This window comes from Pseudomonas duriflava, assembly GCF_007830155.1.
In the GTDB taxonomy this organism is placed as follows: Bacteria; Pseudomonadota; Gammaproteobacteria; order Pseudomonadales; family Pseudomonadaceae; genus Chryseomonas; species Chryseomonas duriflava.
On record NZ_VLKY01000007.1, the window covers coordinates 182,556 to 205,525 of the forward strand.

At 55.1% G+C, this 22,970-nt stretch carries 18 protein-coding genes; 11 read left to right on the plus strand and 7 right to left on the minus strand.

Annotated elements, in window-relative coordinates; all coding sequences use genetic code 11:
- Positions 1-248: 248 nt before the first annotated feature.
- From IQ22_RS12005 to IQ22_RS12040, 8 genes are all read left to right on the plus strand, one after another.
- Positions 249-1,556, plus strand: a complete 1,308-nt coding sequence (locus IQ22_RS12005) for an ABC transporter substrate-binding protein (protein ID WP_145142058.1) — start codon at positions 249-251, stop codon at positions 1,554-1,556.
- Positions 1,557-1,680: 124 nt separating this feature from the next.
- Positions 1,681-2,622, plus strand: a complete 942-nt coding sequence (locus IQ22_RS12010; protein ID WP_167654170.1) for a carbohydrate ABC transporter permease — start codon at positions 1,681-1,683, stop codon at positions 2,620-2,622.
- Positions 2,623-2,632: 10 nt separating this feature from the next.
- On the plus strand, positions 2,633-3,466 hold the full coding sequence (locus tag IQ22_RS12015) for a carbohydrate ABC transporter permease (RefSeq protein WP_145142060.1): 834 nt from the start codon (positions 2,633-2,635) through the stop codon (positions 3,464-3,466).
- 18 nt (positions 3,467-3,484) lie between these two features.
- Positions 3,485-4,582 carry an ABC transporter ATP-binding protein gene (locus IQ22_RS12020; protein ID WP_145142062.1) on the plus strand — a complete coding sequence of 366 codons (1,098 nt, stop codon included), beginning with the start codon at positions 3,485-3,487 and terminating at the stop codon, positions 4,580-4,582.
- A 39-nt stretch (positions 4,583-4,621) separates the two neighbouring features.
- Entirely contained in the window at positions 4,622-6,103 is a 1,482-nt protein-coding gene (locus tag IQ22_RS12025; protein ID WP_145142064.1) for a mannitol dehydrogenase family protein, read from the plus strand.
- Positions 6,104-6,331: 228 nt separating this feature from the next.
- Positions 6,332-7,819, plus strand: a complete 1,488-nt coding sequence (xylB, locus tag IQ22_RS12030; RefSeq protein WP_145142066.1) for a xylulokinase — start codon at positions 6,332-6,334, stop codon at positions 7,817-7,819.
- Between the two features lie 90 nt (positions 7,820-7,909).
- The gene (locus IQ22_RS12035) at positions 7,910-8,335 is read left to right on the plus strand and encodes an HPF/RaiA family ribosome-associated protein (protein WP_145142068.1); all 426 of its coding nucleotides are present in this window, start codon (positions 7,910-7,912) and stop codon (positions 8,333-8,335) included.
- Positions 8,336-8,458: 123 nt separating this feature from the next.
- Positions 8,459-9,526 carry an oxidoreductase gene (locus IQ22_RS12040; RefSeq protein ID WP_145142070.1) on the plus strand — a complete coding sequence of 356 codons (1,068 nt, stop codon included), beginning with the start codon at positions 8,459-8,461 and terminating at the stop codon, positions 9,524-9,526.
- Here IQ22_RS12040 and IQ22_RS12045 read toward each other — a convergent pair whose 3' ends face one another.
- Both IQ22_RS12045 and rlmKL read right to left on the minus strand, forming a co-directional pair.
- Positions 9,527-10,564, minus strand: a complete 1,038-nt coding sequence (locus tag IQ22_RS12045; protein ID WP_145142073.1) for an acyltransferase family protein — start codon at positions 10,562-10,564, stop codon at positions 9,527-9,529.
- A 125-nt stretch (positions 10,565-10,689) separates the two neighbouring features.
- On the minus strand, positions 10,690-12,882 hold the full coding sequence (rlmKL, locus tag IQ22_RS12050; protein ID WP_145142075.1) for a bifunctional 23S rRNA (guanine(2069)-N(7))-methyltransferase RlmK/23S rRNA (guanine(2445)-N(2))-methyltransferase RlmL: 2,193 nt from the start codon (positions 12,880-12,882) through the stop codon (positions 10,690-10,692).
- A 315-nt stretch (positions 12,883-13,197) separates the two neighbouring features.
- Between rlmKL and rmf the strand changes: the two genes are divergently transcribed.
- The gene (gene rmf, locus IQ22_RS12055) at positions 13,198-13,413 is read left to right on the plus strand and encodes a ribosome modulation factor (RefSeq protein WP_145142077.1); all 216 of its coding nucleotides are present in this window, start codon (positions 13,198-13,200) and stop codon (positions 13,411-13,413) included.
- A gap of 110 nt (positions 13,414-13,523) precedes the next feature.
- On the opposite strand, the gene IQ22_RS12060 is transcribed toward rmf, so the two are convergent.
- On the minus strand, positions 13,524-14,552 hold the full coding sequence (locus tag IQ22_RS12060; RefSeq protein WP_145142079.1) for a quinone-dependent dihydroorotate dehydrogenase: 1,029 nt from the start codon (positions 14,550-14,552) through the stop codon (positions 13,524-13,526).
- A gap of 407 nt (positions 14,553-14,959) precedes the next feature.
- Here IQ22_RS12060 and IQ22_RS12065 point away from each other — a divergent pair, with 407 nt between their 5' ends.
- Positions 14,960-15,895 (plus strand): hypothetical protein, encoded by a 936-nt coding sequence (locus IQ22_RS12065; RefSeq protein ID WP_145142082.1) that lies wholly within the window; start codon positions 14,960-14,962, stop codon positions 15,893-15,895.
- On the opposite strand, the gene IQ22_RS12070 is transcribed toward IQ22_RS12065, so the two are convergent.
- From IQ22_RS12070 to IQ22_RS12085, 4 genes are all read right to left on the minus strand, one after another.
- Complete coding sequence (locus tag IQ22_RS12070) at positions 15,881-16,468, minus strand: biliverdin-producing heme oxygenase (RefSeq protein ID WP_145142084.1); 588 nt, start codon at positions 16,466-16,468, stop codon at positions 15,881-15,883. The two genes, IQ22_RS12065 and IQ22_RS12070, sit on opposite strands and share 15 nt — an antisense overlap.
- The gene (locus tag IQ22_RS12075) at positions 16,465-18,882 is read right to left on the minus strand and encodes a hybrid sensor histidine kinase/response regulator (RefSeq protein ID WP_145142086.1); all 2,418 of its coding nucleotides are present in this window, start codon (positions 18,880-18,882) and stop codon (positions 16,465-16,467) included. The genes IQ22_RS12070 and IQ22_RS12075 overlap by 4 nt, the downstream gene beginning before the upstream one ends.
- Positions 18,883-18,988: 106 nt before the next feature.
- Entirely contained in the window at positions 18,989-19,450 is a 462-nt protein-coding gene (locus tag IQ22_RS12080; RefSeq protein WP_145142088.1) for a response regulator, read from the minus strand.
- A gap of 8 nt (positions 19,451-19,458) precedes the next feature.
- Positions 19,459-21,711: an ATP-binding protein gene (locus IQ22_RS12085; RefSeq protein WP_244309103.1), complete on the minus strand. Its 2,253-nt coding sequence runs from the start codon at positions 21,709-21,711 to the stop codon at positions 19,459-19,461.
- Between the two features lie 224 nt (positions 21,712-21,935).
- Here IQ22_RS12085 and IQ22_RS12090 point away from each other — a divergent pair, with 224 nt between their 5' ends.
- The gene (locus tag IQ22_RS12090; RefSeq protein ID WP_145142092.1) at positions 21,936-22,943 is read left to right on the plus strand and encodes an alpha/beta fold hydrolase; all 1,008 of its coding nucleotides are present in this window, start codon (positions 21,936-21,938) and stop codon (positions 22,941-22,943) included.
- Positions 22,944-22,970: the final 27 nt, after the last annotated feature.

The window sequence follows — 22,970 nt, forward strand, 5'->3', positions numbered from 1 at the left end:
CTTTCCTGCCCTGGCTCCAGGGCTGGACTATGCCTCAAGAAGGCAGGTCAAAGCCTGTTCTATTCTTAAAGCTATACAAGCGCACCGGTTCATGAGTGCAAAAAAGTATCGGTCCATGTGCGTTGGTGCATTTGTCTGTTTTCAGGTAGCAGGCTGTAATCGATGTGATCCCCTCTCTCCCCGTTTCGCTGTCTGGGAGCACAACAACAATAAAAGCTTCCGTCACCTGGCACGGAAGGGAGTGCGCCATGAAAGCTATCTACAAAGCGTTTTTCGCTATGGCTGGCCTGTGTACCGCTACGCTCGTTCACGCCGAGACGATTACCATCGCCACGGTCAATAACAGTGACATGATTCGTATGCAGCGGCTGTCCAAGACGTTTGAGGAACAGAACCCGGGCATATCACTCAACTGGGTCGTGCTGGAAGAAAACGTTCTTCGTCAACGTCTGACTACCGATATTGCCACCCAAGGCGGACAATTCGACGTCTTGACCATCGGCATGTACGAAACAGGCCTCTGGGGCGCCAAGGGCTGGCTGGAGCCGATGAAGGATCTGCCCAGCGATTACGGCGTCGATGATCTCTTTCCTTCCGTACGTGAAGGACTGTCCGTCAACGGCACGCTGTATGCGCTCCCCTTCTATGCCGAAAGCTCCATCACCTATTACCGTACCGACCTGTTTCAGCAGGCCGGCCTGACTATGCCCGAGAATCCTACCTGGGAACAGCTTGGTGAGTTTGCTGCGAAACTACACCAGCCTGACAAGGACCAGTACGGCATCTGCCTGCGTGGCAAGGCGGGCTGGGGCGAAAACATGGGGATCATCTCAACGATGGCCAACGCCTATGGCGCACGCTGGTTCGATGAACAATGGCAACCTGAATTCACCGGCCCGGAATGGACCAAGGCAGCTACGTTCTATGTCGATACCATGAAGAAATACGGTCCCCCTGGCGCCTCCAGCAACGGGTTCAACGAAACCCTGGCGCTGTTCAACAGCGGTAAATGCGCCCTCTGGGTCGATGCCAGCGTGGCCGGTTCCTTTACTATCGATAAATCGCAGAGCAAGGTGGCCGATCATGTAGGATTCGCCACCTCGCCTACCCAGGTTACCGATAAAGGCTCCTCCTGGCTGTATGCCTGGTCGCTGGCCGTTCCCACTAGTTCCAAGCACAAGCAAGCCGCACAGTCATTTGTGACATGGGCAACCTCTCAACAATATGCCCAACTTGTAGCCGAGAAAGACGGTATCGCCAACGTACCGCCGGGTACGCGCAAGTCCACTTACAGCGATGCCTACCTGCAAGCTGCCCCGTTTGCCAAGGTTTCTTTGGCCATGCTGGAAAAAGCCGACCCCGCCCACCCCTCGGCCAAGCCGGTGCCCTACGTGGGTATCCAGTACGTGACCATTCCCGAATTCCAGGCGATCGGGACCTCGGTCGGCAAACTGTTTGCAGCAGCCCTGACCGGCCAGATGCCGGTACAGCAAGCCTTGCAAGCAGCCCAGCAGTCCACTCTTCGCGAAATGAAGCGGGCGGGTTATCCGAAGTAAAATCTATGGGGCGGGCCGCTCCCGCCTCCCCTTTTCATGCCTGAGCCAGCCTTGTCTATGGCCGTTTATCACGGTCAGGGACGCAACTCAGGCCGGCTATCGCTGGAATCATTCGGAGCGCTCTATGAACGCCACGACACTCAAAAGCACAGCGCCCACTTCGCTGCCCAACCAAACCCACCCGGCGCACCCGCACCGGCGCAAGAGCCCTGGCTGGCTCTTGGTCAGCCCTTCGGTTGCGCTGCTCCTGCTCTGGATGATCGTGCCGCTGGGCATGACCGTCTACTTCTCACTGATTCGCTATAACCTGCTCTATCCCGGCGAAAACGATTTTGTCGGCCTGGAAAACTTTGAGTACTTCGTTACCGATACTGGTTTTATGCCCGGCATGACCAATACGGTACTGCTGGTTGGTAGCGTACTGCTGATTAGCGTCGTGCTTGGCGTACTCATCTCCGCGCTGCTGGAAGCTACTGAGTTTTGGGGGCGCGGTATCGTTCGGGTACTGCTGATCTCGCCCTTCTTTATCATGCCTACCGTTAGTGCGCTGATCTGGAAAAATCTGATCTTCCATCCGGTCTCCGGCATTCTTGCCGCGGTTTGGAAGTTTTTTGGCGCACAGCCAGTAGATTGGCTGGCTACCCATCCGCTGTTATCCATCATCCTGATCGTATCCTGGCAGTGGTTGCCGTTTGCCATCCTGATCCTGATGACTGCCATGCAGTCGCTTGACCAGGAGCAAAAGGAAGCCGCCCGCCTGGACGGTGCCGGACCCCTGGCCATCTTTTGGCACCTGACGCTACCTCATCTGGCCCGTCCCATTGCCGTGGTGGTCATGATCGAGACCATCTTTCTGCTGTCGGTCTTTGCCGAGATCTTTACGACTACCAATGGCGGCCCCGGTTTTGCCTCAACCAACCTGGCCTATCTGATCTACACCCAGGCTCTACTGCAATTCGACGTGGGCATGGCGTCGGCAGGCGGCCTGATTGCCGTTGTGATTGCCAACATTGCGGCCATCATCCTGGTACGGATGTTGGGCAAAAACCTGACGGACAAGGCCTGAGGATCACGCCATGATGACGCTCAAACAATCCCGTCGCCTACAAAGCGTGCTGCTTGGCACACTGGCCTGGGCCATCGCCCTGCTCTTGTTTTTCCCGATTTTCTGGATGCTGCTGACCAGCTTCAAGACCGAGATCGACGCCTTTGCCACGCCACCGCAGTTTATTTTTACGCCCACGCTGGAAAACTACCTGCACATTCAGGAGCGTAGCGACTACTTCAAGTTTGCCTGGAACTCGGTAACCATCTCGTTTGGCGCAACGATTATTGGCCTGTTGCTGGCGGTTCCGGCCGCTTATTCCATGGCCTTTTTTGAAACACGCCTGACCAAACAGACGCTGCTGTGGATGCTATCCACCAAGATGCTGCCAGCCGTAGGCGTGCTGATGCCCATCTACCTTATGGCCAAAAGCCTGGGCCTGCTTGATACACGCCTTGGCCTGATCATTATCTATACGTTGATCAATCTGCCCATTATGGTCTGGATGGTTTACACCTACTTCAAGGACATCCCAAAGGACATTCTTGAAGCCGCCCGTCTGGATGGTGCTACTACGCTTCAGGAGATCGTTCGGGTCCTGCTGCCAATCAGCAAGGGAGGGCTTGCCTCCACGGCCCTGCTGTCCCTGATCCTCTGCTGGAACGAAGCGTTCTGGTCGCTCAACCTGACCTCATCCAATGCTGCGCCGCTAACGGCGCTGATCGCGTCCTATTCCAGCCCCGAAGGATTGTTCTGGGCCAAGCTGTCTGCCGTCTCAACACTGGCCTGCGCACCGATTCTGCTGTTTGGCTGGATCAGTCAAAAACAGCTGGTCCGCGGCCTGTCCTTTGGCGCCGTGAAATAACAATAAGAGGATTGCTCAATGGCTACCCTAAAAATTCGTAACCTGCGCAAGGGCTTTGACACCATTGAAATCATCAAGGGGATCGACCTGGACATCCACGATCGTGAATTCGTGGTGTTTGTTGGTCCCTCCGGCTGCGGCAAGTCCACTCTGCTGCGGCTGATTGCCGGGCTTGAAGACGTGACCAGCGGCACCCTGGAACTTGATGGACGCGACATTACCGAGATCAGCCCGGCCAAGCGCGACCTGGCCATGGTCTTTCAGACCTATGCGCTCTACCCGCACATGACGGTACGCAAGAATATGTCGTTTGCGCTGGATCTGGCTGGCATTGCCAAGCGCGAGGTGGACCGGAAGGTAGAGGAAGCCGCACGTATTCTTGAACTGGGTCATCTGCTCGACCGTAAACCGCGTCAGCTCTCCGGCGGTCAGCGCCAGCGCGTTGCCATTGGCCGGGCGATCGTGCGGCACCCCAAGATCTTTTTGTTTGACGAGCCGCTGTCTAATCTTGATGCAGCGCTACGGGTGCAAATGCGCCTGGAACTGGCTCGTCTGCATCAGGAACTCAAGGCCACAATGATCTACGTGACCCACGATCAGGTAGAAGCCATGACCCTGGCGACCAAGGTTGTGGTTCTTAATGCCGGACGTATCGAGCAGATAGGCTCACCACTCGAACTCTATCATCAACCGGCCAACCTGTTTGTAGCCGGCTTTTTGGGAACCCCCAAGATGGGATTTCTCAAGGCCCGGGTGGTGCAGACCAGCTCTACAGCAACAGACATTGAGCTGGCCGCAGGGCCCCGCCTGCGCCTGCCTTTCGAGGGCAGCCAGCTTGCGGTAGGCAGTGAGGTTACGCTTGGTATCCGACCCGAACACCTGGTTATCGACCCAAACGGCCAGTTACCAGTAACCACCGACGTGACCGAGCGCTTGGGCAGCGACACCTATTGCCACATGGTAACGGCCTCAGACGAGCCGCTGACGGTTCGTGTTCCTGGCGACTTTGCCGCGGCCTATGGCGAGTCCCTGAAGCTAGCCCTGGATATCAGCCACTGCCACCTCTTCGATACGAGAGGCTACGCTGTAAGCCGTGTGCTGCAACAAGCCGCCTGACTGCCTATTGCGCAGCCAAGGGCTGCTCAGGAGAAAAGAATGAAGCTCAATCGTCAAACCCTTAGCCGCTTTGAAGCGCCCATTGCAAAGCCAACCTATGAACCCTGCCAGATTCGTCAGGGCATCGTGCATATCGGTGTTGGCGGGTTTCATCGTGCCCACCAGGCCATCTACACCGAGGCCCTGCTCAACCATGGCGAAGCGCTCGACTGGTCCATTTGCGGCGTAGGCCTGCGCGCCGAGGATAAAGCCATGCGCGATACCCTGGCCGAACAGGACTACCTCTATACCCTGTTCGAACTGGGCGACACACCCGATCTGGAGGTTCGAATCGTTGGCGCCATTAGCGGCATGATTCTCGCGGAGGATGGCGCTCAGGCATTGATCGACAAGCTGGCCCATCATGATATTCGCATCGTCTCACTGACCATTACCGAAGGCGGCTATTGCATAGACGACAGTACCGGTGAATTCAATGCCGATCTGCCCATTATCCAGCATGACCTTGAGCACCCTGACGAGCCACATAGTGTGTTCGGCTTTTTGTTGGCAGCCCTGTCCAAGCGCCGCTGCGAAGGCCTACCGCCCTTCACGGTTATGTCCTGCGACAACCTTCCCCATAACGGCGCCGTTACCCGCAAGGCCCTGCTGTCCTTTGCTCGGTTGATGGATAAGGAGCTGGCCGACTGGATCGACCAGAACGCAACCTTTCCCAACGCCATGGTGGACCGTATCACGCCCATGACCAGCGCAGCACATAAGCATCAGCTAAAGGACCGCTACGGCATTGAAGACGCCTGGCCTGTGGTCTGCGAACCCTTTCTGCAATGGGTATTGGAAGATAAGTTTGTCACTGGTCGCCCAGCCTGGGAAAAGGTTGGCGTGCAGTTTACCGATGACGTTACACCCTATGAGGAGATGAAGATCAAGCTGCTTAACGGCAGTCATCTGGCTCTGACCTACCTGGGTTATCTGAAGGGTTACCGATTCGTTCACGAGACGATGAGCGATCCGTTATTTGTCAGCTATATCCGCGCTTATATGGACAAAGACGTCACACCCCAATTAGCGCCTGTGCCTGGTATTGACCTCCAAGCCTACAAGGACACGCTTATCCAGCGCTTCTCCAACAAGGCCATTGCCGATCAGCTCGAACGCGTCTGCTCAGATGGCTCTTCAAAGTTTCCCAAGTTCACCGTGCCCACGATCAACCAACTGATCGCCGATGGCCGCAATCTGGATCGCGCCTCGCTGGTAGTCGCGGCCTGGGCGCTTTATCTCAAGGGCGTGGACGAGCGTGGCGAGCACTATCATATTCCAGACCCACGCGCAGCGTTTTGCCAGTCACTTGTCAGCGAGGATCACCGGATCGCTGAACGCGTCCTGGGTGTAGAGGAAATCTTCGGAACGGCCATTCCCCGCTCCGCTGCCTTTGTCGCGTCGTTCGAAAAAAACCTGCGCAACTTACAAACCCTAGGCGTCGAAAAGACTTTGGCAGCACTATTAGAGAACACCCATTAGGGTCAACGTAGGGTAAGGGATCGTGCGCCTGGAGGTAATTTTTACCCTGTAAAGCTTAGGGGCAAACCTCTGCTGCCCTAAATCGGCGGGGCGGCTTTGCCCCTACAGCTCTATCTGAGCGGTCCTGCCTTGGCACCTTTTTTAAAGCAGCAAGCAGTAGAAAGAACTCGTACCTTCCGCAAGTACAGAACCTCTCATAGAGAACCCCACAGTCCCGGTGAGGCAGTTATGTATCTAGGCATCGATTGCGGTACTCAAGGCACCAAGGCCATCGTGCTGGATGCCCAATCCGGCCGCGTACTTGGCGAAGGCTCGGCTTCCCATGATCTTACCAGCGGCCCTAACGGTCGCCGCGAGCAGTCTCCTGCACACTGGATAACGGCACTCGAGGGTGCCGTTCAGGAAGCACTAACAAGGGCTGGTATTACAGGAAAGACTATTCAGGGAGTAGGTATTTCAGGCCAGCAGCACGGGCTTGTCCTACTCGATGCAGAGGGTGAGATCTTGCGGCCCGCCAAGCTCTGGTGTGATACCGAGTCCACGCCTGAAAACGAACGCCTGCTGGATTACTTGGGAGGCCCGGCAGGCTCGTTGGAGCGCCTGGGCATTGTCATAGCGCCCGGCTACACCGTGTCAAAGCTGCTCTGGACCAAGGAGCAGCACCCGGAGGTATTTTCCCGGATCGCTCACATCCTGCTGCCGCACGACTACCTCAACTATTGGCTGACGGGCCGCTGCTGCACCGAGTATGGCGATGCTTCCGGCACCGGCTACTTCAATGTACGCACCCGTGATTGGGACCACGACCTGCTGAACCACATCGACCCCAGCGGCCGCTTGGTCCGTGCTCTCCCCGAACTGATATACGCCCATGAGCCTGTCGGCATTGTGCGTCCGGACATTGCAGCCCGGCTGGGCCTCAGTACCAACGTACTGGTTTCCAGCGGTGGTGGCGACAACATGATGGGTGCTATTGGCACGGGCAATAGCCAGGAAGGTGTCATTACCATGAGCCTGGGCACATCGGGAACTGTCTACGCCTACTCGAACCAGGCGCGCGTCAGCCCACACGCTGCTGTAGCAACTTTTTGCTCGTCAACCGGCGGCTGGCTGCCACTCATTTGCACCATGAACCTGACGAATGCCAGCAATAGCATTCGCGAGCTGCTGGCACTGGATCTGGATACCTTCAACCAGCTGGTAGATCAAGCCCCGATAGGTGCTGAAGGGGTAGTCATGCTGCCGTTTCTCAATGGCGAACGTGTCCCCGCGCTACCGACGGCAACGGCGTCTATCCTGGGGCTAACAGCGGCCAACCTGAGCCGAGCCAACCTATGCAGGGCAGTTGTAGAGGGCGTGACGTTTGGCCTGCGGTATGGACTCGACCTGTTACGCGAGACCGGACTGCGAAGCGATGCTATCCGTCTGATTGGTGGAGGTGCCAAGAGCCCGGTCTGGCGAAAACTGGTTGCAGATGTCATGGATACTCCTGTCGTTAGTACCGAGCAGACCGAAGCGGCTGCCTTGGGTGGAGCGATCCAAGCGGCTTGGTGCCATGCTCGCCACACCGGTCGCAATGAAACACTCGAAGCGCTCAGCAACCGGTGTGTTCGCCTGAGTGGAGCAAGCCAGACGTATCCAGAAGCACAACGGGTCAGCGTTTATAAACACGTCTACCATCGCTATCGCCAGGAAATTACCAGGCTGTATGGCTGAATCTCGTATGGCCGTTAGTCTCCAAACGATGAACCTCTGCCTCAAAAGGTTCGTCGAACGAACAGGCACGTCCAAAAGCGAGGAAGTTGTATGCAAGTCCAAGTGAATTTTAATCAGATCGAAGGCAGTGCCGAACTGCAGGAATGGGTAGGCTCGGCAGTTGTAGAGCGTCTTGAGCGTTTCGAGGATCTGCTGACCCGCGTGGAAATCCACGTTAGTGACGAAAACGCGCAGAAGTCCGGTGCCGAAGACAAGCGCTGCCAGATCGAAGCACGTCCAAAGGGGTACCGCTCGCTCTCAGTGTCTCACAAAGCTGAAGCACTCGATCTTGCTGTCGATGGCGCTGCTGAAAAGATGCGTCATGCGTTGGAACACCTTACAGGGAAACTGGACGCCAAGGTCACCTCGACCGGCCACCTAGATGACCCAATCAATCTGGAAGATTCCCAAGAATTCACCGACTCGCTGATCCAGGACGAGTTTTTAGCCAAACAAGCAGCATTAGGCAAGGAATAGTAAAGCTCTCCCACCTTGTCGCGGGGGATGCTGTTTTACCCTCGCGACTTTCTTAACTTGGCGCTTACCGCTCAGCCCTCCCCGGTATACTGCTTGTTCTTTTACTGCCTACCCTTCATCCCTATGTCTAGTTCAACTCCTGTCCGCGTTGCCCTGATTGGTTTCGGATTTGTAGGTGAAATCTTTCACGCTCCGCTCATTCGCAGCGTTGAAGGCTTTCGGTTAACCCATATAGCCTCGCGCCAAGCCGCTAAAGTCCATGCTTGCTTTCCGGACGTTACGGTATTGGAAGACTATAAAGCTGCCGTAAGCCATCCAGATGTCGATCTCGTTGTACTTGCGACCCCTAACAGCAGTCATGCGCCGCTGGCCGAAGCGGCCTTGCGGGCCGGCAAGCACGTTGTAGTAGACAAGCCGTTTACCCTAACGCTGACCGAGGCACGACACTTGTCTCGCCTGGCAGACAGTACGGGACAACTACTGTCCGTGTTTCAGAATCGTCGTTGGGATAGCGATTTTCTAGGCGTCCGAAACATAATCGAGAGCGGCACGCTGGGTGATGTAGTTGTTTATGAATCACGTATCGAACGCTTCCGACCAGAAGTGCGGCAGCGCTGGCGTGAAAGCAGCGAGCCAGGCAGTGGGCTTTGGTATGACCTAGGCCCGCATCTGGCCGACCAGGCCCTTTGCCTGTTTGGCATACCGCACCGAGTAACAGCTCATCTTTTGAAACAACGCCAAGGCGCCCAAACAGACGATTGGTTTCATGTCGTACTGGATTACGGACGCACCCAAGCCATTCTCCAGGCAGGGATGCTTAGCGCAGGCGGCGCACCGCGTTTTCTATTACAAGGCAGCCGCGGAAGCATACTCAAGCAAGGAGCCGACCGGCAGGAGGATGCCCTGCGCCAGGGAACTCAACCAGGCGCCCCAGGCTGGGGAATTGATCCTGATCCAGCGGTGTTTTTCGATGGAGACGGCACCTCTACGGCAATCCCGGTCCCCGCCGGAGATCATGCGCAATACTACCGCCTATTACTGAGGGCTTTGCGCGGTGAAGCCGAGAACCCGGTATCTCCAGCTCAAGGCTGCGCGCTGATGAGCATCATCGAAGCGGCCCAGCACTCGGCCTATGAAGGCATGAGCGTCGTTCCCGACCTCACTGACCGCGAGCGGGCCGCCTGGCGCTGATCAACGCGGCCGAACCAATATCCCGGCAAGCCTGGCCGGGATAGCCTCGAAAGCAGCCTTGACCGTGCGGGTCATACGCCGCTCTACCCATTCAAAACTCAGCCAGGACAACACCAGGATAAGCGGCAAGCACAGAGCTAGCGTTTCATAAGGACTCAAGCCAGCCCGCTGATGCAACCAATAGTCACCCAACCAGAAGATGATTACATGGATGAGATAGACCGAATAGGACCAGTCTCCCAGGGCCTTCAGCATACGGTTGCCAGCAAACAACGGCTCCATGGCGACACAGCTGGCTATCAGTAACGCACTCGGCACACCCCAGACCAATAATCGCCACGCATTACCTGCATCAAACAACAGAATGATCGTAACGGCAAAGACAGCCAGGACAGGCGCCATACGAAGACTTCGGGGAATCCAGCCCCGCTGATAGAGAATTCCGACGCCCATGCCGAGCAAAAACTCGTAGATGATCGGATTACGGTAGAAATGGCTTAGCCGGAGCCGGTCTGCCAGTCCTGTACTGACTACCATGACCAGCGCTCCAACGATCCAGACACGCCACCGCTCCGGCGCCCTGAACGATACCGCTAACACTATGTAAAACAGCATTTCGTAATTCAGCGTCCACCCCACCGGCAAGGTTGGATAAAGACCAAATCCGCCTGGGTTCTGGCTGGGAATAAAGAACAGCGAGAACAACAGCTCCTTGGCCGCCACGCCATAAACAGGCATGACATCGGCCGAGCAGTAAAGGATCAACGCAGTAATACCGGTATACAGCCAATAGGCCGGCACGATACGCGCAATGCGATTAATCATGAACCGGAGCGCGGGCATGGACCGCCCAGCCGTCGAGAGATGAATGACGAATCCGCTGAGAACAAAAAAGATATCTACCCCGACCTGTCCTCGTGTGGAAAGCAGATGCCCTGCTAATGAATCCGAGTGGAAATCGAAGAAAACCTGCATGAAGTGGTGAAAAACTACGAGCCAGGCCGCAAGAGCCCGTAACGCCTGGAGCGAAACTAACATGAAGCGAGCATGCCTCCTTGAAATCCGTAAATACGGACCCGAGGCCAGATCCGCATGGGGTCGACACGTATCGACCCCATGGGTTTCATGAAAAACTCTACTTCATGACAGCTATCACAGTCCGATCACGCCGCAGCTCCTTTTACCCGGGCCGTAATTTTCCAGGCCCTATGGATCTTCGGATTACGGGCAAAATCAGGATCTAGCGTTTGAGCAGTAATTTCTTCAGTGCTATACCGCGCGACCAAACCGGGATCAAGCTCAAACTTGCGGAAGTTATTGGAGAAATAAAGCACACCGCCTTTAGCCAAGTGGGCCATTGCCATATCGATCAGCTCGACATGATCGCGCTGTACATCGAACACTCCCTCCATCCGTTTTGAATTGGAGAACGTCGGAGGATCGATAAAGATCAGATCGTACTCGCCCCGGTCAGCCTCCAACCATTCCATGACGTTGCCCTGTTCAAGGCGGTGCTTGTCAGAAAACCCGTTCAACGCCAGATTGCGCCGCGCCCAATCCAGATAAGTTCTGGACAGGTCCACGCTCAAGGTGTTTCGTGCCCCCCCTACAGCCGCATGAACAGTTGCCGCACCGGTATAGCAGAACAGATTCAGGAAACGCTTACCCGCCGCTTCCTGCTGAATACGCAGGCGTAGCGGTCGATGATCGAGGAAAAGACCGGTATCAAGGTAGTCGGTCAGGTTGACCAACAGCTTCGCGCCACCCTCCTCGACCTCCATGAACTGCCCTTGTACGGCCTGTCGCTCATACTGCTTTTTGCCGGTTTGCCGCTCCCGACGCTTTACTGCCACATGGCTCGGGTCGACATTTAACGCTTGAGGAATGGCCGCCAGGGCATCGAGCAAGCGTGCCTGAGCTTTCTCCGGGTCAATGGATCGCGGCGGCGCATACTCCTGCACATGCACCCAGTCACGATATAGATCCACGGCCACGGCATATTCGGGCATGTCGGCATCGTACAGGCGGTAACACTCTACGCCGCTCTTGCGCGCCCATTTGCCAAGCTGCTTCAAATTCTTTTGTAGGCGATTGGCGAACATTTGCCCGCCTTCGCTCAGCTTGGCCGGCTCGGCAGCCACCTGAGCCTCATCACGTGTGTGAGCTGAACGCTGGCCCGTCACGAACTGGCGCGGATCGATATCAAACATGAGTAGCTTGCAAGGCAAGGCGCCGTTCCAGAACGCGTACTGTTTGTGGCTGCGAATACCCATGCGCTTGCCTAACTCCGGAGCGCCGGTAAACACGCCGGCACGCCAGTTCAGGCAGCTCATGCGCAAACGCTCACCCAGGTTCTGGTAGAGATAGAGAAGGCTAGCCTCATCACCCAGACGCTCCCCATAAGGCGGATTGCAGATCACCAAACCCGTCTGGTTCTTGTCTGGACGCGGTTCGAAAGTTGCCACCTCGCCTTGGTAAACCTTGATCCATTCACTGAGTCCAGCCCGTGCGATATTGTTACGCGCCGGCTGGATGAGCCGTGGGTCGGCCTCGTATCCACGGACCCAGAGCGGCGGCTTGGATAACCCTTCGACCGCCCGCGCCTCGGCCTCATCAATCAGGCGATTCCAGATTGCCGGGACATGGCCCAGCCAGTTCGAGAACCCCCACTGCTCTCGCTTGAGATTAGGTGCAACATCGGCAGCCATCAGGCCCGCCTCGATCAAAAACGTTCCGACCCCGCACATCGGGTCCGCCAGAGCGCCACCCTCGGCCGCAAGCTGTGGCCAACCGGCACGGATCAGAATAGCCGCAGCCAGGTTTTCCTTGAGCGGTGCCGCGCCCTGCTGCAAGCGGTAACCGCGCTGATGCAGGCTATGCCCGGACAGGTCCAGGGAAACGGTCGCCTCGTTACGGTCCACATGCACATGGACACGCAGATCCGGATTCACCTTGTCGACCGAAGGGCGTAGGCCAGAGGACGTGCGCAGTGTATCTACAATGGCATCCTTGACCTTGAGCGCACCAAAGTGAGTGTTATCGATGCCAGCACCGCGGCCAGAAAACTCGACAGCCAACGTGCCGGAGGGCTCAAGGTGCTCGGCCCACTCAATTGCACTTACGCCCTCATATAAGCCCTGGGCATCCTGAACAGGAAAGCGTGACACGACGAGTAATACCCGGTTTGCCAGCCGCGACCATAAACACAGCCGATAGGCCGTTTCCAATGTACCCTGCCCCCGGACAGCCGATACGTGTGCTCGCGCCTCCGATAGCCCAAGTGCCTGTGCCTCATCGAGCAGTAGCCCATCGAGCCCCTTTGGGCAAGTTAGAAATAATTCGAATTGATTGGACATGGAATCGTCATTACTCATGCGGAGCCAGGATAACGCCTGGCAATGTCGAAATAGATTAACCCACCCTCCGCATTATTGACGGCGCATATGGGTAAAAGTACTCGCTGAATCAGCGGCCTGCAGACGGGCTTATGGTTAATTTTGATAAACAGACTGTGGTTATGCCAAATTGATAATTCACATGTCTGTAACCTTTGGTTAGAACTAATCTCAGTCCCGGCCCTAATCCGGCCAGGACGGGACGCGTCACGCCGGCAACGCGTCCGGGGGCTATGACCCCAGGAATTACTAGTCAACCAGTGAGGGCAATACCCTATGAGAAGACTTAAGCGTGATCCGATGGAACGAGCTTTTCAGCGAGGCTATCAGCACGGCATTAGTGGGCGATCCCGTGATCTTTGTCCGTTCACCCACCAGCATACCCGTCAGGCCTGGATGAACGGCTGGCGCGAGGGCCGTGGCGATCACTGGGATGGCTTCATCGGTACTGCCGGTATTCACCGCTTAAATCAACTCAACGTAGCAGGCTGATACACACAACATTACATTTAATTGAGCAGGCGCCTGGCGTCTGTTTACAGACACTGGTAATCAGACCAGCATCGCCTCGATAGAGGCATCGGGCATAGCCCAAGGGCTCCTTAAGGAGCCCTTTTAATAACGGAAGCCATTGCATCAACCGATTCTCGGATCAAGGCTGGCCCGCGATAGATAAATCCTGTGTAAATCTGTACCAGACTAGCGCCTGCCGTGATTTTCTCTTCGGCATGTATGCCTTCTGTAATTCCTCCCGCCGCGATAATGGGGAGACGTCCACCGAGCTCATCCGCCAGAATCCTTACCGTATGCGTACTCTTTTCACGTACGGGCGCACCCGACAGACCACCCGTTTCGGCCGCAAACGGCAAGTTTTCAACCCCGTCACGACTGAGCGTGGTGTTCGTAGCGATAATGGCATCCATACCGGCCTGCTCAATCGCTTGGCCTACCAGCACGATTTCCTCATCGCTCATATCCGGTGCGATCTTGATCGCGATGGGGACGCGCCTGCCATGACGTACCGCCAAGTCTTCCTGACGCGTACGTAGGGCTTCAAGCAGACGGTTTAGCGAATCGCCAAATTGCAGCGTACGCAGCCCGGGCGTATTCGGTGAACTAACATTCACCGTTACATAGCTGGCATGCGCATATACTTTTTCCAAGCACAGCAGATAATCATCCGCCGCCTGATCAACAGGCGTGTCGAAGTTTTTCCCTATATTGATGCCTAAAATTCCACGGTAGCGAGCAGCCTTGACCCGCTCGATCAAGTGATCAACGCCCAGGTTATTGAAGCCCATGCGATTGATGATGGCTTCCGCCTGAGGAATCCGGAACAAACGAGGCTGAGGATTGCCCGGCTGCGGCCGAGGAGTCACCGTGCCGACTTCAATGAAGCCGAAACCCAACTGGGAAAACCCGTCTATCGCCGCACCATTCTTGTCCAACCCTGCAGCTAGCCCTACTGGATTGGCGAACTCCAATCCCATGACGGTAACAGGTAATGACGGTTGACGATTGAACAATCCGTTGAGACCCAGGCGTCCACCCGCACCGATCAAGTCGACAGCCAGATCATGGGACGTTTCTGGGGATAAAGAGAACAGAAGGTTGCGAACCGTGGAGTACATGGCGAGAACTGGTCGGATAAAAGGAACCAAAGAGTATACCGCGACTCGATAAGAAGAGTCTTGCCAGAGACCACGTGAGAATGCAATCACGCTGTTATTTTAGGAGGATCCGGCTACTCCCAAGGCGATATGTAGTGTTTTTTACTCGAAGCCTGCGTCTTATGACGAGTAGCAGGGGACTATAGTTATTGTTGAAGCCCTATTTGGTAATTGGTTACGCAATTCTCTTAAAGAAAATTCTAACCGTTCAGCAAAAACTCACTTCGTTGCTGAAAGCATGCCGCATTTGCAGAACGTTATTGAATTTTTACGGGGAACGTGAGTCCGATAGCCGTCGCGAACATTGCTTATGAGTGCATCATCTAGTACCTGACGGTTCGCCAGGACAACAGCCCCAGGGAGGGAATATGACCCCACGGACCGTTTCAAGCCTGAGTGCGCGCTTTCTAGCATTCACTCAGCGTTTGCGTCTGGGGCAGAACGCTGGTCGCATCCTGCACCGCGCCAGCCGCCTAGAGCTCAACTTTACTGCTTTGCCACCTCCCTCAGAAACGGTCTGGTGGGATGAGGGGCTGCCTCTTTATCACCTTATTGCTTTACCACGCGGCGCGTTGTCAGGTCCAGTCCAGGATGACAAAGCACCTGCTTATGAGTTGCTTAATCAATTAGTACAAACCAGACAGATCAGTTACCCCAGCTTTGATTTGCGTTGGATCAATGGGCTTTATACTCGTACGCCCATTGCCGCAAGCACACCAATAAGTAGCTTCGAGGAATTGGTGGCCACCCCAGAATGCCGGCCTCACGCCCGCATTATCAGCTACCGCGACTTCGAGCGGACTCTTAGCCAAGCCCTTTCTACTGGCCCGCTACCGTTACAATTACGTGAAGCTAACTGGCGAGGTTCACGCCTGTTTTGGCACGGCCCCGAACAGCATGTCTGCGCCTTTGCCGGTGCGGTAGCTTATGCTCGACTAAGAGGGCTCGAATATCTGCTCCCTGCTGAGCTGACCAGTTACTACGTTGATCAGAAAGCGGTCGAAACACTTGGCGCAGCTTTTCATGTACTGGCCGTTCACTCTTCAAGCTGGAATGAGAGAAGCTTTGTCAAACTGCTTATCGACAATGCTATTCCTTATGCGCGGCTAACCTTACCTAGCGAGGCAGAGCCTCTCGAGTGGTTATTGCTGCCTCGCCAGTCCCCTCTGAGCGACGCTCTAGGACAAGGTCTACTAATGGCCGGAGCGCCCGACGTGCTAGAGCGGCTCCGCCAGCTTCAACCTGCGAGTGACACTTTTCAAACCAGTTTTCCTTTGCCGAACGATAAGTCAGATAACACTTGAGTCAAGCGGTCGGAACCGCTGGCCTGCTTTGAGAAAAACGGCAAAGGCTTGAGCCTGTCCCTCAAACACGTCCTGGTCAGGCCATTTTGCCGCCTGGCATTCCAGTTCCTGAAGAAATGCGGGCCAGCTATTATGTCCTCCGCGAGGTACGTGGGTAAGGTAGCGCAGAGCCTCGCGTACACGAGAATCCGGACTGGTCGATACTATCCTTGCCAACATTTTGCCGCCCAGCCGAGACCCCTCCAACACGTAAGCAAAACCCCACTGGGCAGCCTCGCCAGGATAAAGGTCAAGCGGCTCGTAGGATGGCAGTTCGACACCTAGACTAGCCAAATCCTCTGCCAACGCAAAACGACGACAGCGCTCCGTCCAGTCTGGCACCAATTGCTGTATACCGGCACGCTCAAGCATCTCCTCCAGCGGGAATAAAGCCGAAGCATGGGCAACCAAAAAAGCCTGGTACCCCTCTCTCTCGGTCAGGCGATACGAAGAAAATACGTCATCAACCTGCTGATGAAGCTCACTACCTGCCTGGCGCAGGCGCTCACGAAACGATAAAGCTTTGTGATTCATGACGACTGGACCATCTTAATAGGGCTTGAACCTTTAAGGGCGCTTTGTATCTTGTGGGCCAACTCTTCTTCCCGGAAGGGCTTGGGCACGATGAAATACAGCCGCTCGTCCAACTCCCCCAACTCGGCATATCCTGTAATAAAGACGACAGGAATATCCCGCTTCCGCTGGCGCAGATTTTGTGCAAGTTCGGCGCCGTTCATACCTGGCATGGCAAAGTCAGCCAACAAAAGATCGATATTGGCGTTTCCCTCGAGCTGCGCCAGGGCAGCGAACCCGTTTTGAGCCTCGATCACTTGATAACCTAGTTCTTTGAGCCAAGTCGATGTCACTTCGCGCACGGCATGGTCATCATCTACCACCAGAATGGTGCGTTGGGGACCACCGGAAGTATTTTCAGTATCGAACGACTCGTCAGCAAGGCGCTCATCGAGCGGAACGTCAGCCCGGGGTAGAAATACCATGACTTCTGTGCCGACACCTTCCTGCGTCTCGATCCGCACTCCGCCTCCCGACTGTTTGGCAAAACCAAAGACTTGTGCCAAGCCGAGTCCCGATCCCTTCCCAACTTCCTTGGTTGTGAAGAAGGGTTCGAATGCCTTAGCCAGAACTTCGTCACTCATGCCGGTTCCCGAGTCCTTGACCGACAACATTACATAATCACCCGGTTCTGGTTCTTCAGGACGCGACGGCGGCTGCGTGATAACTTGGTTAGCTGTAGTCACACGTAAAGACCCGCCCACGCTCATGGCATCCCGCGCATTAATCGCAAGGTTGAGAATAATAAGCTCGATCTGTGTTGGGTCGACCAAGGCATGCCAGAGGCCAGGCTCGAGCGACGTTTCGATCCAGACACTTCCACCCATGGTGCTTTGCAGCAGCTCAAGCATGCCGTCTACGGTCTCGTTCAACTCAACAGGCTTGGGCGCCAAACGCTGGCGACGCGAGAAAGCCAATAACTGCCCGATAAGCTTGGCTCCGCGTTCCCCGGCTTCTCGAATGTTTTGCAACCGGTTCGGCAGCTTGTCTAACATCCCGCGGTCAAGGTCGCGGCCCATGAAGGCAGCACTGCTTAAAATCACGGTCAACAAATTGTTGAAATCGTGGGCAACACCGGCAGTTAACTGCCCTACTGCTTCCAGGCGCTGCATCTGTTGCAGCGTATCCTCAACCCGCTCTCGCTCGTTAATCTGTTCACGAAGGTGCCGATTGGCCATCGCCAGCTCTTCCATGGCATCCACTTCAGCCGTGATATCACGACCAGAACCATAGACCTTTCTATTTTCCGGAACGGCCATCCAAGAGATCCAGCGATAACTGCCATCGCGATGCCGAATGCGATTAACGAAACGATTGGCAATACGTCCTTGCCCTACATTTCTGAGCTCCGCCTGCGTGATATTCCGGTCTTCGGTATGTACCAAATCAATAAATAAACTACCGATCAGCAGACTACGATCCCACCCCAACGTTTCTACCCAGGCTGGGTTCACCGCTAGAAGTTGGCCTTCTGAATCCGTCACTAGCAAAAGATCACGGGAAAGATCCCAAGTACGGTCACGTTCGCGCGTCCGCTCTTCTACCCGCTCGCCCAACAAAGCATTAAGCTGCTCAAGCGCTTCGGTAGCGCGCTTCTGCTGGGTAATGTCCATCATTACCCCCATAAAGCGCGTGCAGATACCCTCCTCGAAAAAGGCTCTGCCCCGTGCCTCTACCCAGCGAAGCCCACCATCCGGCAACTGGATACGGTATTCGGCACGGTACTCCTGATCGCTGTTGTGTCTTGTCGCCTGACGGATTGCAGCAAACAGCCCTTGAATATCCTCGGGCTGGCACAACCGGGAAAATACTTCTAGATCGACATGCGCCTGCGGCGGCAGATCAAACATCGCCTTACAGCGTTCGTCCCACAGTAACTGATTGGTCTCTGGCTGAAACTCCCACATCCCCAAACGTGCCGCATCAATGGCCAGACGAGAACGGACTTCCAACGTATGCAGCGCTTCCTCGGCCTTGCGCCGCTCGCGTCGCTCATGCACAACGGTCAAGGCACGCTCAACCGACTTTGATAACAACTCAAGGCTCTGCTTGAGTACGTAATCATTCGCCCCTAGACGCATCATCTCGACAGCATGGGCTTCTCCGAAAATGCCCGAGACAAATATTAAGGGAGTATCCGGCGATAGCGTACGTGCCAGCTTCAAGGCTTCTGCGCCAGAAAAGCCGGGCAGGATGATGTCCGAAAGAATAATGTCGAACATCTGAGTCGACAGAGCCTCGGACAGTCCGGCATGATCATGGACAACAACGGGTTCCAGCTTGAATCCATTGCGCTCTAATTCGATGAGGATCAGCTCTACATCGAGCTTACTGTCCTCGATCAGCAAGACCTTGATACGTTTTGATAAAGGCATATCGCTTCGCCGTGCAGACCCTGAAGGGGTTGCCTCAGGGCATGAAATGAAGCCGTTCAGGTCAGTCATGGTGGCAGGTTTGATAACAACCTCACTACAGGCTGGTTTAATTGGCCGGACGACGCGTCAACCGGAACGAGCCGGGTGGCGGTTCATTCAAAACAGCCCAGAAGATACCGAGATCGCTGATTGCCGAGACGAAATCGCGAAATTCGACAGGCTTGACCACATAAGCGTTCACCCCGAGCTCATAAGCCCGCTCGAGATCAGGCTCCTCCCTTGAGGATGTCAGCATGACGACTGGAACACTGCGCAGACTCAAGCTTTCACGCACATTTTTAAGGACCTCGAGCCCATCCACCTTGGGCAGTTTGAGGTCTAAAAGCATCACAGCGGGGTTACCTTCGGCACGGCTGGCATAAGCGCCACGACGATGAAGATAGTCCAGTGCCTCGGCACCGTCGCGTACCACTATAACTTCATTAGCCAACTGGCTACGTTCAAGCGCAACCAGCGTCAGCTCCAGATCGTGTGGATTATCCTCGATCAGCAGGATCGGCTTAAGCATGGGAGGCCTCAACGTTTTTGAGTAGAAAGTGGGCGCTGTTTGGGAAGCGCGAAATGAAAAATAGCGCCTTTCCCTGGTTCGCCTTCGGCCCAGACGCGGCCATCGTGTCGCTCGATAATACGACGCACACTGGCAAGGCCGATGCCAATACCGTCGAACTCTTCCACGTGATGGAGCCGCTGGAAGACGCCAAACAGCTTGCCGACATACTCCATATTGAACCCGACGCCATTGTCACGAATATAGAAAATGTCTTCCTTATCGGAAGGCTCCGATCCAATCTCAATAATGGCATGCTCACGGTCACGTGTGTATTTAATGGCGTTGGATATAAGGTTACGTAGCGCCAAGTGTACGAATGCCGCATCGGCAATCACAACCGGCAGCGGGCCGACTTTCCATTCAATTTTGCGACCGGCGTAATCAGGCGCCATCTCTTGGCGAATAGCCTCGACCAGAGCCGCCAGATTGACATCAGAGTAACGAATGGCTGCCCGTCCCATCTGAGAAAAACTGAGCAAATTATCGACTAAAGTGCCGGCAAAGCGAGCCGAATCGCCAATATTCTCAAGGAAACGTGTACCGCGATCCGATAACTTGTCTCCCTCGAAATCATTCAATAGCTCAGCATAACCTGCAATGTGCCGGAGCGGTGCGCGCAGATCATGGGACACACTGTAGGAAAACGCTTCCAGCTCTTTGTTGGTTCGCTTGAGCTCTTCGGCCAATTCCGCTATTTCCTCGGCCTTGCGCAAGACGATGCCCCGTACTGCATTTCGAAGCTCGATACTGCCTTCGATTTCAAGCACATTCCATGGCGGGGAGAACCCACGTACAGTTTCCTGCCACGTTGCAAAACTCTGGCGGGGATTAAGCGTACCGTTTTCTTCCACTACCTTTGTCGGCTGACCTGCCCAATTAACGACCTGAATACGCTCCTGGCGAAACCAGATCAGATAGTGGGAATGCAGTTCAGAAATGGGCACTGCCAGAAAACCGGCAATGTAATTCTTGAGTTCCAGGTCCGGTACATCCTGACTCACGTTTGCTGTGTGAAAGGAATCCTCAGCATGAGTGGACAACCACACGACCAGAGCCTCTACAACCGAACGGGGCGGCGTATGCCCGATCAGGTCACATCGCTCGGACGATACAATGGCGCCCCCGGAAGCATTGGCAAAATTTAGGAATACATCCGGTACTTCCAGCAGACCCTCGATCACGCTGTCACGATCTGCCATGGCGGCCAGCATTTGTACTGTCATCTGCCTAAGCGACAGCCGCCGGTCGGTCATCCGGTGCGACTCGACCGCTTCGATCTGGAGGGACAGCATGCGCCCGAGTAATTCACAGCCGGTGCGCGTCTGAAAACTTACCGCCTTGGGTTCAGCATCGTGGCAGGAAATAAGTCCCCACAGCTTGCCGTCAACGATGATCGAGATCGACATCGAGGCCTGAGTACCCATGTTGTGCATGTATTGCAAATGCACTGGAGAAACGCTACGCAGCATGGCAAAGCTTAAATCAAGCGGCCGCCCCGTCAGCGGACTCACCTCAGGCTCTAGCAACGAGGGTGTATATCCAGCGTTCTGAATAACCCGAATACGATTGGCAAGGTACAGACGGCGCGCCTGCGCAGGAATATCCGACTCGGGAAAGCACAACCCCAGGTAACAGGGATACCCTTCATCGGCTTCTTCAGCAATGACCTGACCATGACCGTCCCGATCGAAGCGATAGGCAAGTACGCGGCCAAACGTTGTCATCCGCTTTACCTCACGGACCGCCAGCAGGCATAGCGCCTCAACCGATGAGCCATGCTGCAACTGCTCGACAAATGTACGAATCAAGGGATACATCGTCGTGTACGACATCGCAGCCGTGCCCGCCGACTCACACTCCACAATCAAGACACCATCAAAACGGTGTGCAAACATGGCGAACATGTGACTTCGCCCATTTACTTGAAAGCGGGTGTCACCCAGATAATAGGGGTTGTGATCTTCCTCAGCCAGCTCATTCAAGCGCTGCGCCAGATCCATATCAGGCAGCAGATCGTCCAGGCACTGCCCAAGCAGGTCGGACAGCTCTACTTCAAGATAGTCACGCACATTACGGCTGGCCTGCATGATCACCAGACCCGATTCGTCCAGCGCCAACAGGAAGCCGTGGGGCTGGATGCTACCTGGGACATGGATGGGCTCTCTCGCGCATACCGTCAATGTGTGAGCGGGCAGCGAGTGAATGGAGCGTTCGGCCACAACCAAAACCTCTTTGTTGACTATGTACTCATGGCAAGCGTCTATTGTGCCTTTTTTGCCATGAAGTTGTACAAGCATCGTTCATGCTAGCAAAGGTAGACCGCTAAAAACGATCATGCTCCCTATGATGTACATGTCTTGTCAAACTAATATAGCTATTTCAGGAACTCTCGCCTGGCTGGCAGTCGAAACGGGCTGAACCGTATAAAGGAGATCATTCAGCCATGCCTGCTCGTCTAGCCTCTGCTTTGCTGCTGGCCGTTCTGCCTATATCTTCGTATGCCGCCGAACCTCGTTATGGTGTGCAGCTCGAAGGATTCGAATATGCCTATCCTGTCGGTCGATTCGCCTTTACATCGCAGAACCAGCGCCTGGAAATGGCTTATATCGATGTAAAACCCAGCACACCTAACGGGCGTACTGTGGTGCTCATGCATGGCAAGAATTTTTGTGCAGGCACGTGGGAGTCCACTCTCTCCGCACTGAGCGAAGCGGGCTATCGAGTCATTGCACCGGACCAGGTGGGCTTTTGCAAATCAACCAAGCCAGAACATTATCAATATACCTTTCAGCAGTTGGCAGTGAATACGCATGCGTTGCTTGAGCAACTAGGTGTCGATAAGGTCACATTGTTAGGACATTCGACAGGCGGCATGCTGGCCACACGCTATGCCCTGCTTTATCCCGATCAGGTCGAACAGCTCGCCCTGGTCAATCCGATTGGCCTGGAGGATTGGAAGACAGCAGGCGTGCCTTACCGCAGTATCGATCAATGGTATAAGCGCGAACTCAAGACCTCGGCCGAAGGTATTAGGCGTTACGAGCAGAACACCTATTACGCCGGGCAATGGAAGCCAGAATACGATCGCTGGGTGAACATGCTGGCCGGACTCAACCAGGGGGAAGGCAAGCAGCTTGTTGCCTGGAACTCAGCCCTGATCTACGACATGATCTATACGCAACCTGTGTATTACGAGTTCAATCAGCTCCGTATGCCCACGCTTTTGCTTATCGGGACAAAGGACAATACAGCGATCGGCAAAGATGCTGCAGCGCCCGAGGTGCAAAAAACATTAGGCAATTACTCCCGGCTTGGTAAGGAAACTGCCCGCAAGATCCCTCATGCCACATTGGTCGAATTCGATGACATGGGCCACGCTCCCCAGATCCAGGATCCAAAGCGTTTCCATGAGGCCTTGCTCAAGGGGCTGGCTGATTTAAAGCAAACCTGAACCAGACCGGCCAAATAAAAGCCCCGT

Coding starts and splice junctions, on each gene's coding strand:
- IQ22_RS12075 (WP_145142086.1), bottom strand. CDS start 18,882: ATGCCTTTATCAAAACGTATCAAGGTCTTGCTGATCGAGGACAGTAAG.
- IQ22_RS12035 (WP_145142068.1), top strand. CDS start 7,910: ATGCAAGTCCAAGTGAATTTTAATCAGATCGAAGGCAGTGCCGAACTG.
- IQ22_RS12025 (WP_145142064.1), top strand. CDS start 4,622: ATGAAGCTCAATCGTCAAACCCTTAGCCGCTTTGAAGCGCCCATTGCA.
- IQ22_RS12070 (WP_145142084.1), bottom strand. CDS start 16,468: ATGAATCACAAAGCTTTATCGTTTCGTGAGCGCCTGCGCCAGGCAGGT.
- IQ22_RS12010 (WP_167654170.1), top strand. CDS start 1,681: ATGAACGCCACGACACTCAAAAGCACAGCGCCCACTTCGCTGCCCAAC.
- rlmKL (WP_145142075.1), bottom strand. CDS start 12,882: ATGTCCAATCAATTCGAATTATTTCTAACTTGCCCAAAGGGGCTCGAT.
- IQ22_RS12060 (WP_145142079.1), bottom strand. CDS start 14,552: ATGTACTCCACGGTTCGCAACCTTCTGTTCTCTTTATCCCCAGAAACG.
- rmf (WP_145142077.1), top strand. CDS start 13,198: ATGAGAAGACTTAAGCGTGATCCGATGGAACGAGCTTTTCAGCGAGGC.
- IQ22_RS12065 (WP_145142082.1), top strand. CDS start 14,960: ATGACCCCACGGACCGTTTCAAGCCTGAGTGCGCGCTTTCTAGCATTC.
- IQ22_RS12015 (WP_145142060.1), top strand. CDS start 2,633: ATGATGACGCTCAAACAATCCCGTCGCCTACAAAGCGTGCTGCTTGGC.
- IQ22_RS12040 (WP_145142070.1), top strand. CDS start 8,459: ATGTCTAGTTCAACTCCTGTCCGCGTTGCCCTGATTGGTTTCGGATTT.
- xylB (WP_145142066.1), top strand. CDS start 6,332: ATGTATCTAGGCATCGATTGCGGTACTCAAGGCACCAAGGCCATCGTG.
- IQ22_RS12020 (WP_145142062.1), top strand. CDS start 3,485: ATGGCTACCCTAAAAATTCGTAACCTGCGCAAGGGCTTTGACACCATT.
- IQ22_RS12005 (WP_145142058.1), top strand. CDS start 249: ATGAAAGCTATCTACAAAGCGTTTTTCGCTATGGCTGGCCTGTGTACC.
- IQ22_RS12080 (WP_145142088.1), bottom strand. CDS start 19,450: ATGCTTAAGCCGATCCTGCTGATCGAGGATAATCCACACGATCTGGAG.
- IQ22_RS12090 (WP_145142092.1), top strand. CDS start 21,936: ATGCCTGCTCGTCTAGCCTCTGCTTTGCTGCTGGCCGTTCTGCCTATA.
- IQ22_RS12045 (WP_145142073.1), bottom strand. CDS start 10,564: ATGTTAGTTTCGCTCCAGGCGTTACGGGCTCTTGCGGCCTGGCTCGTA.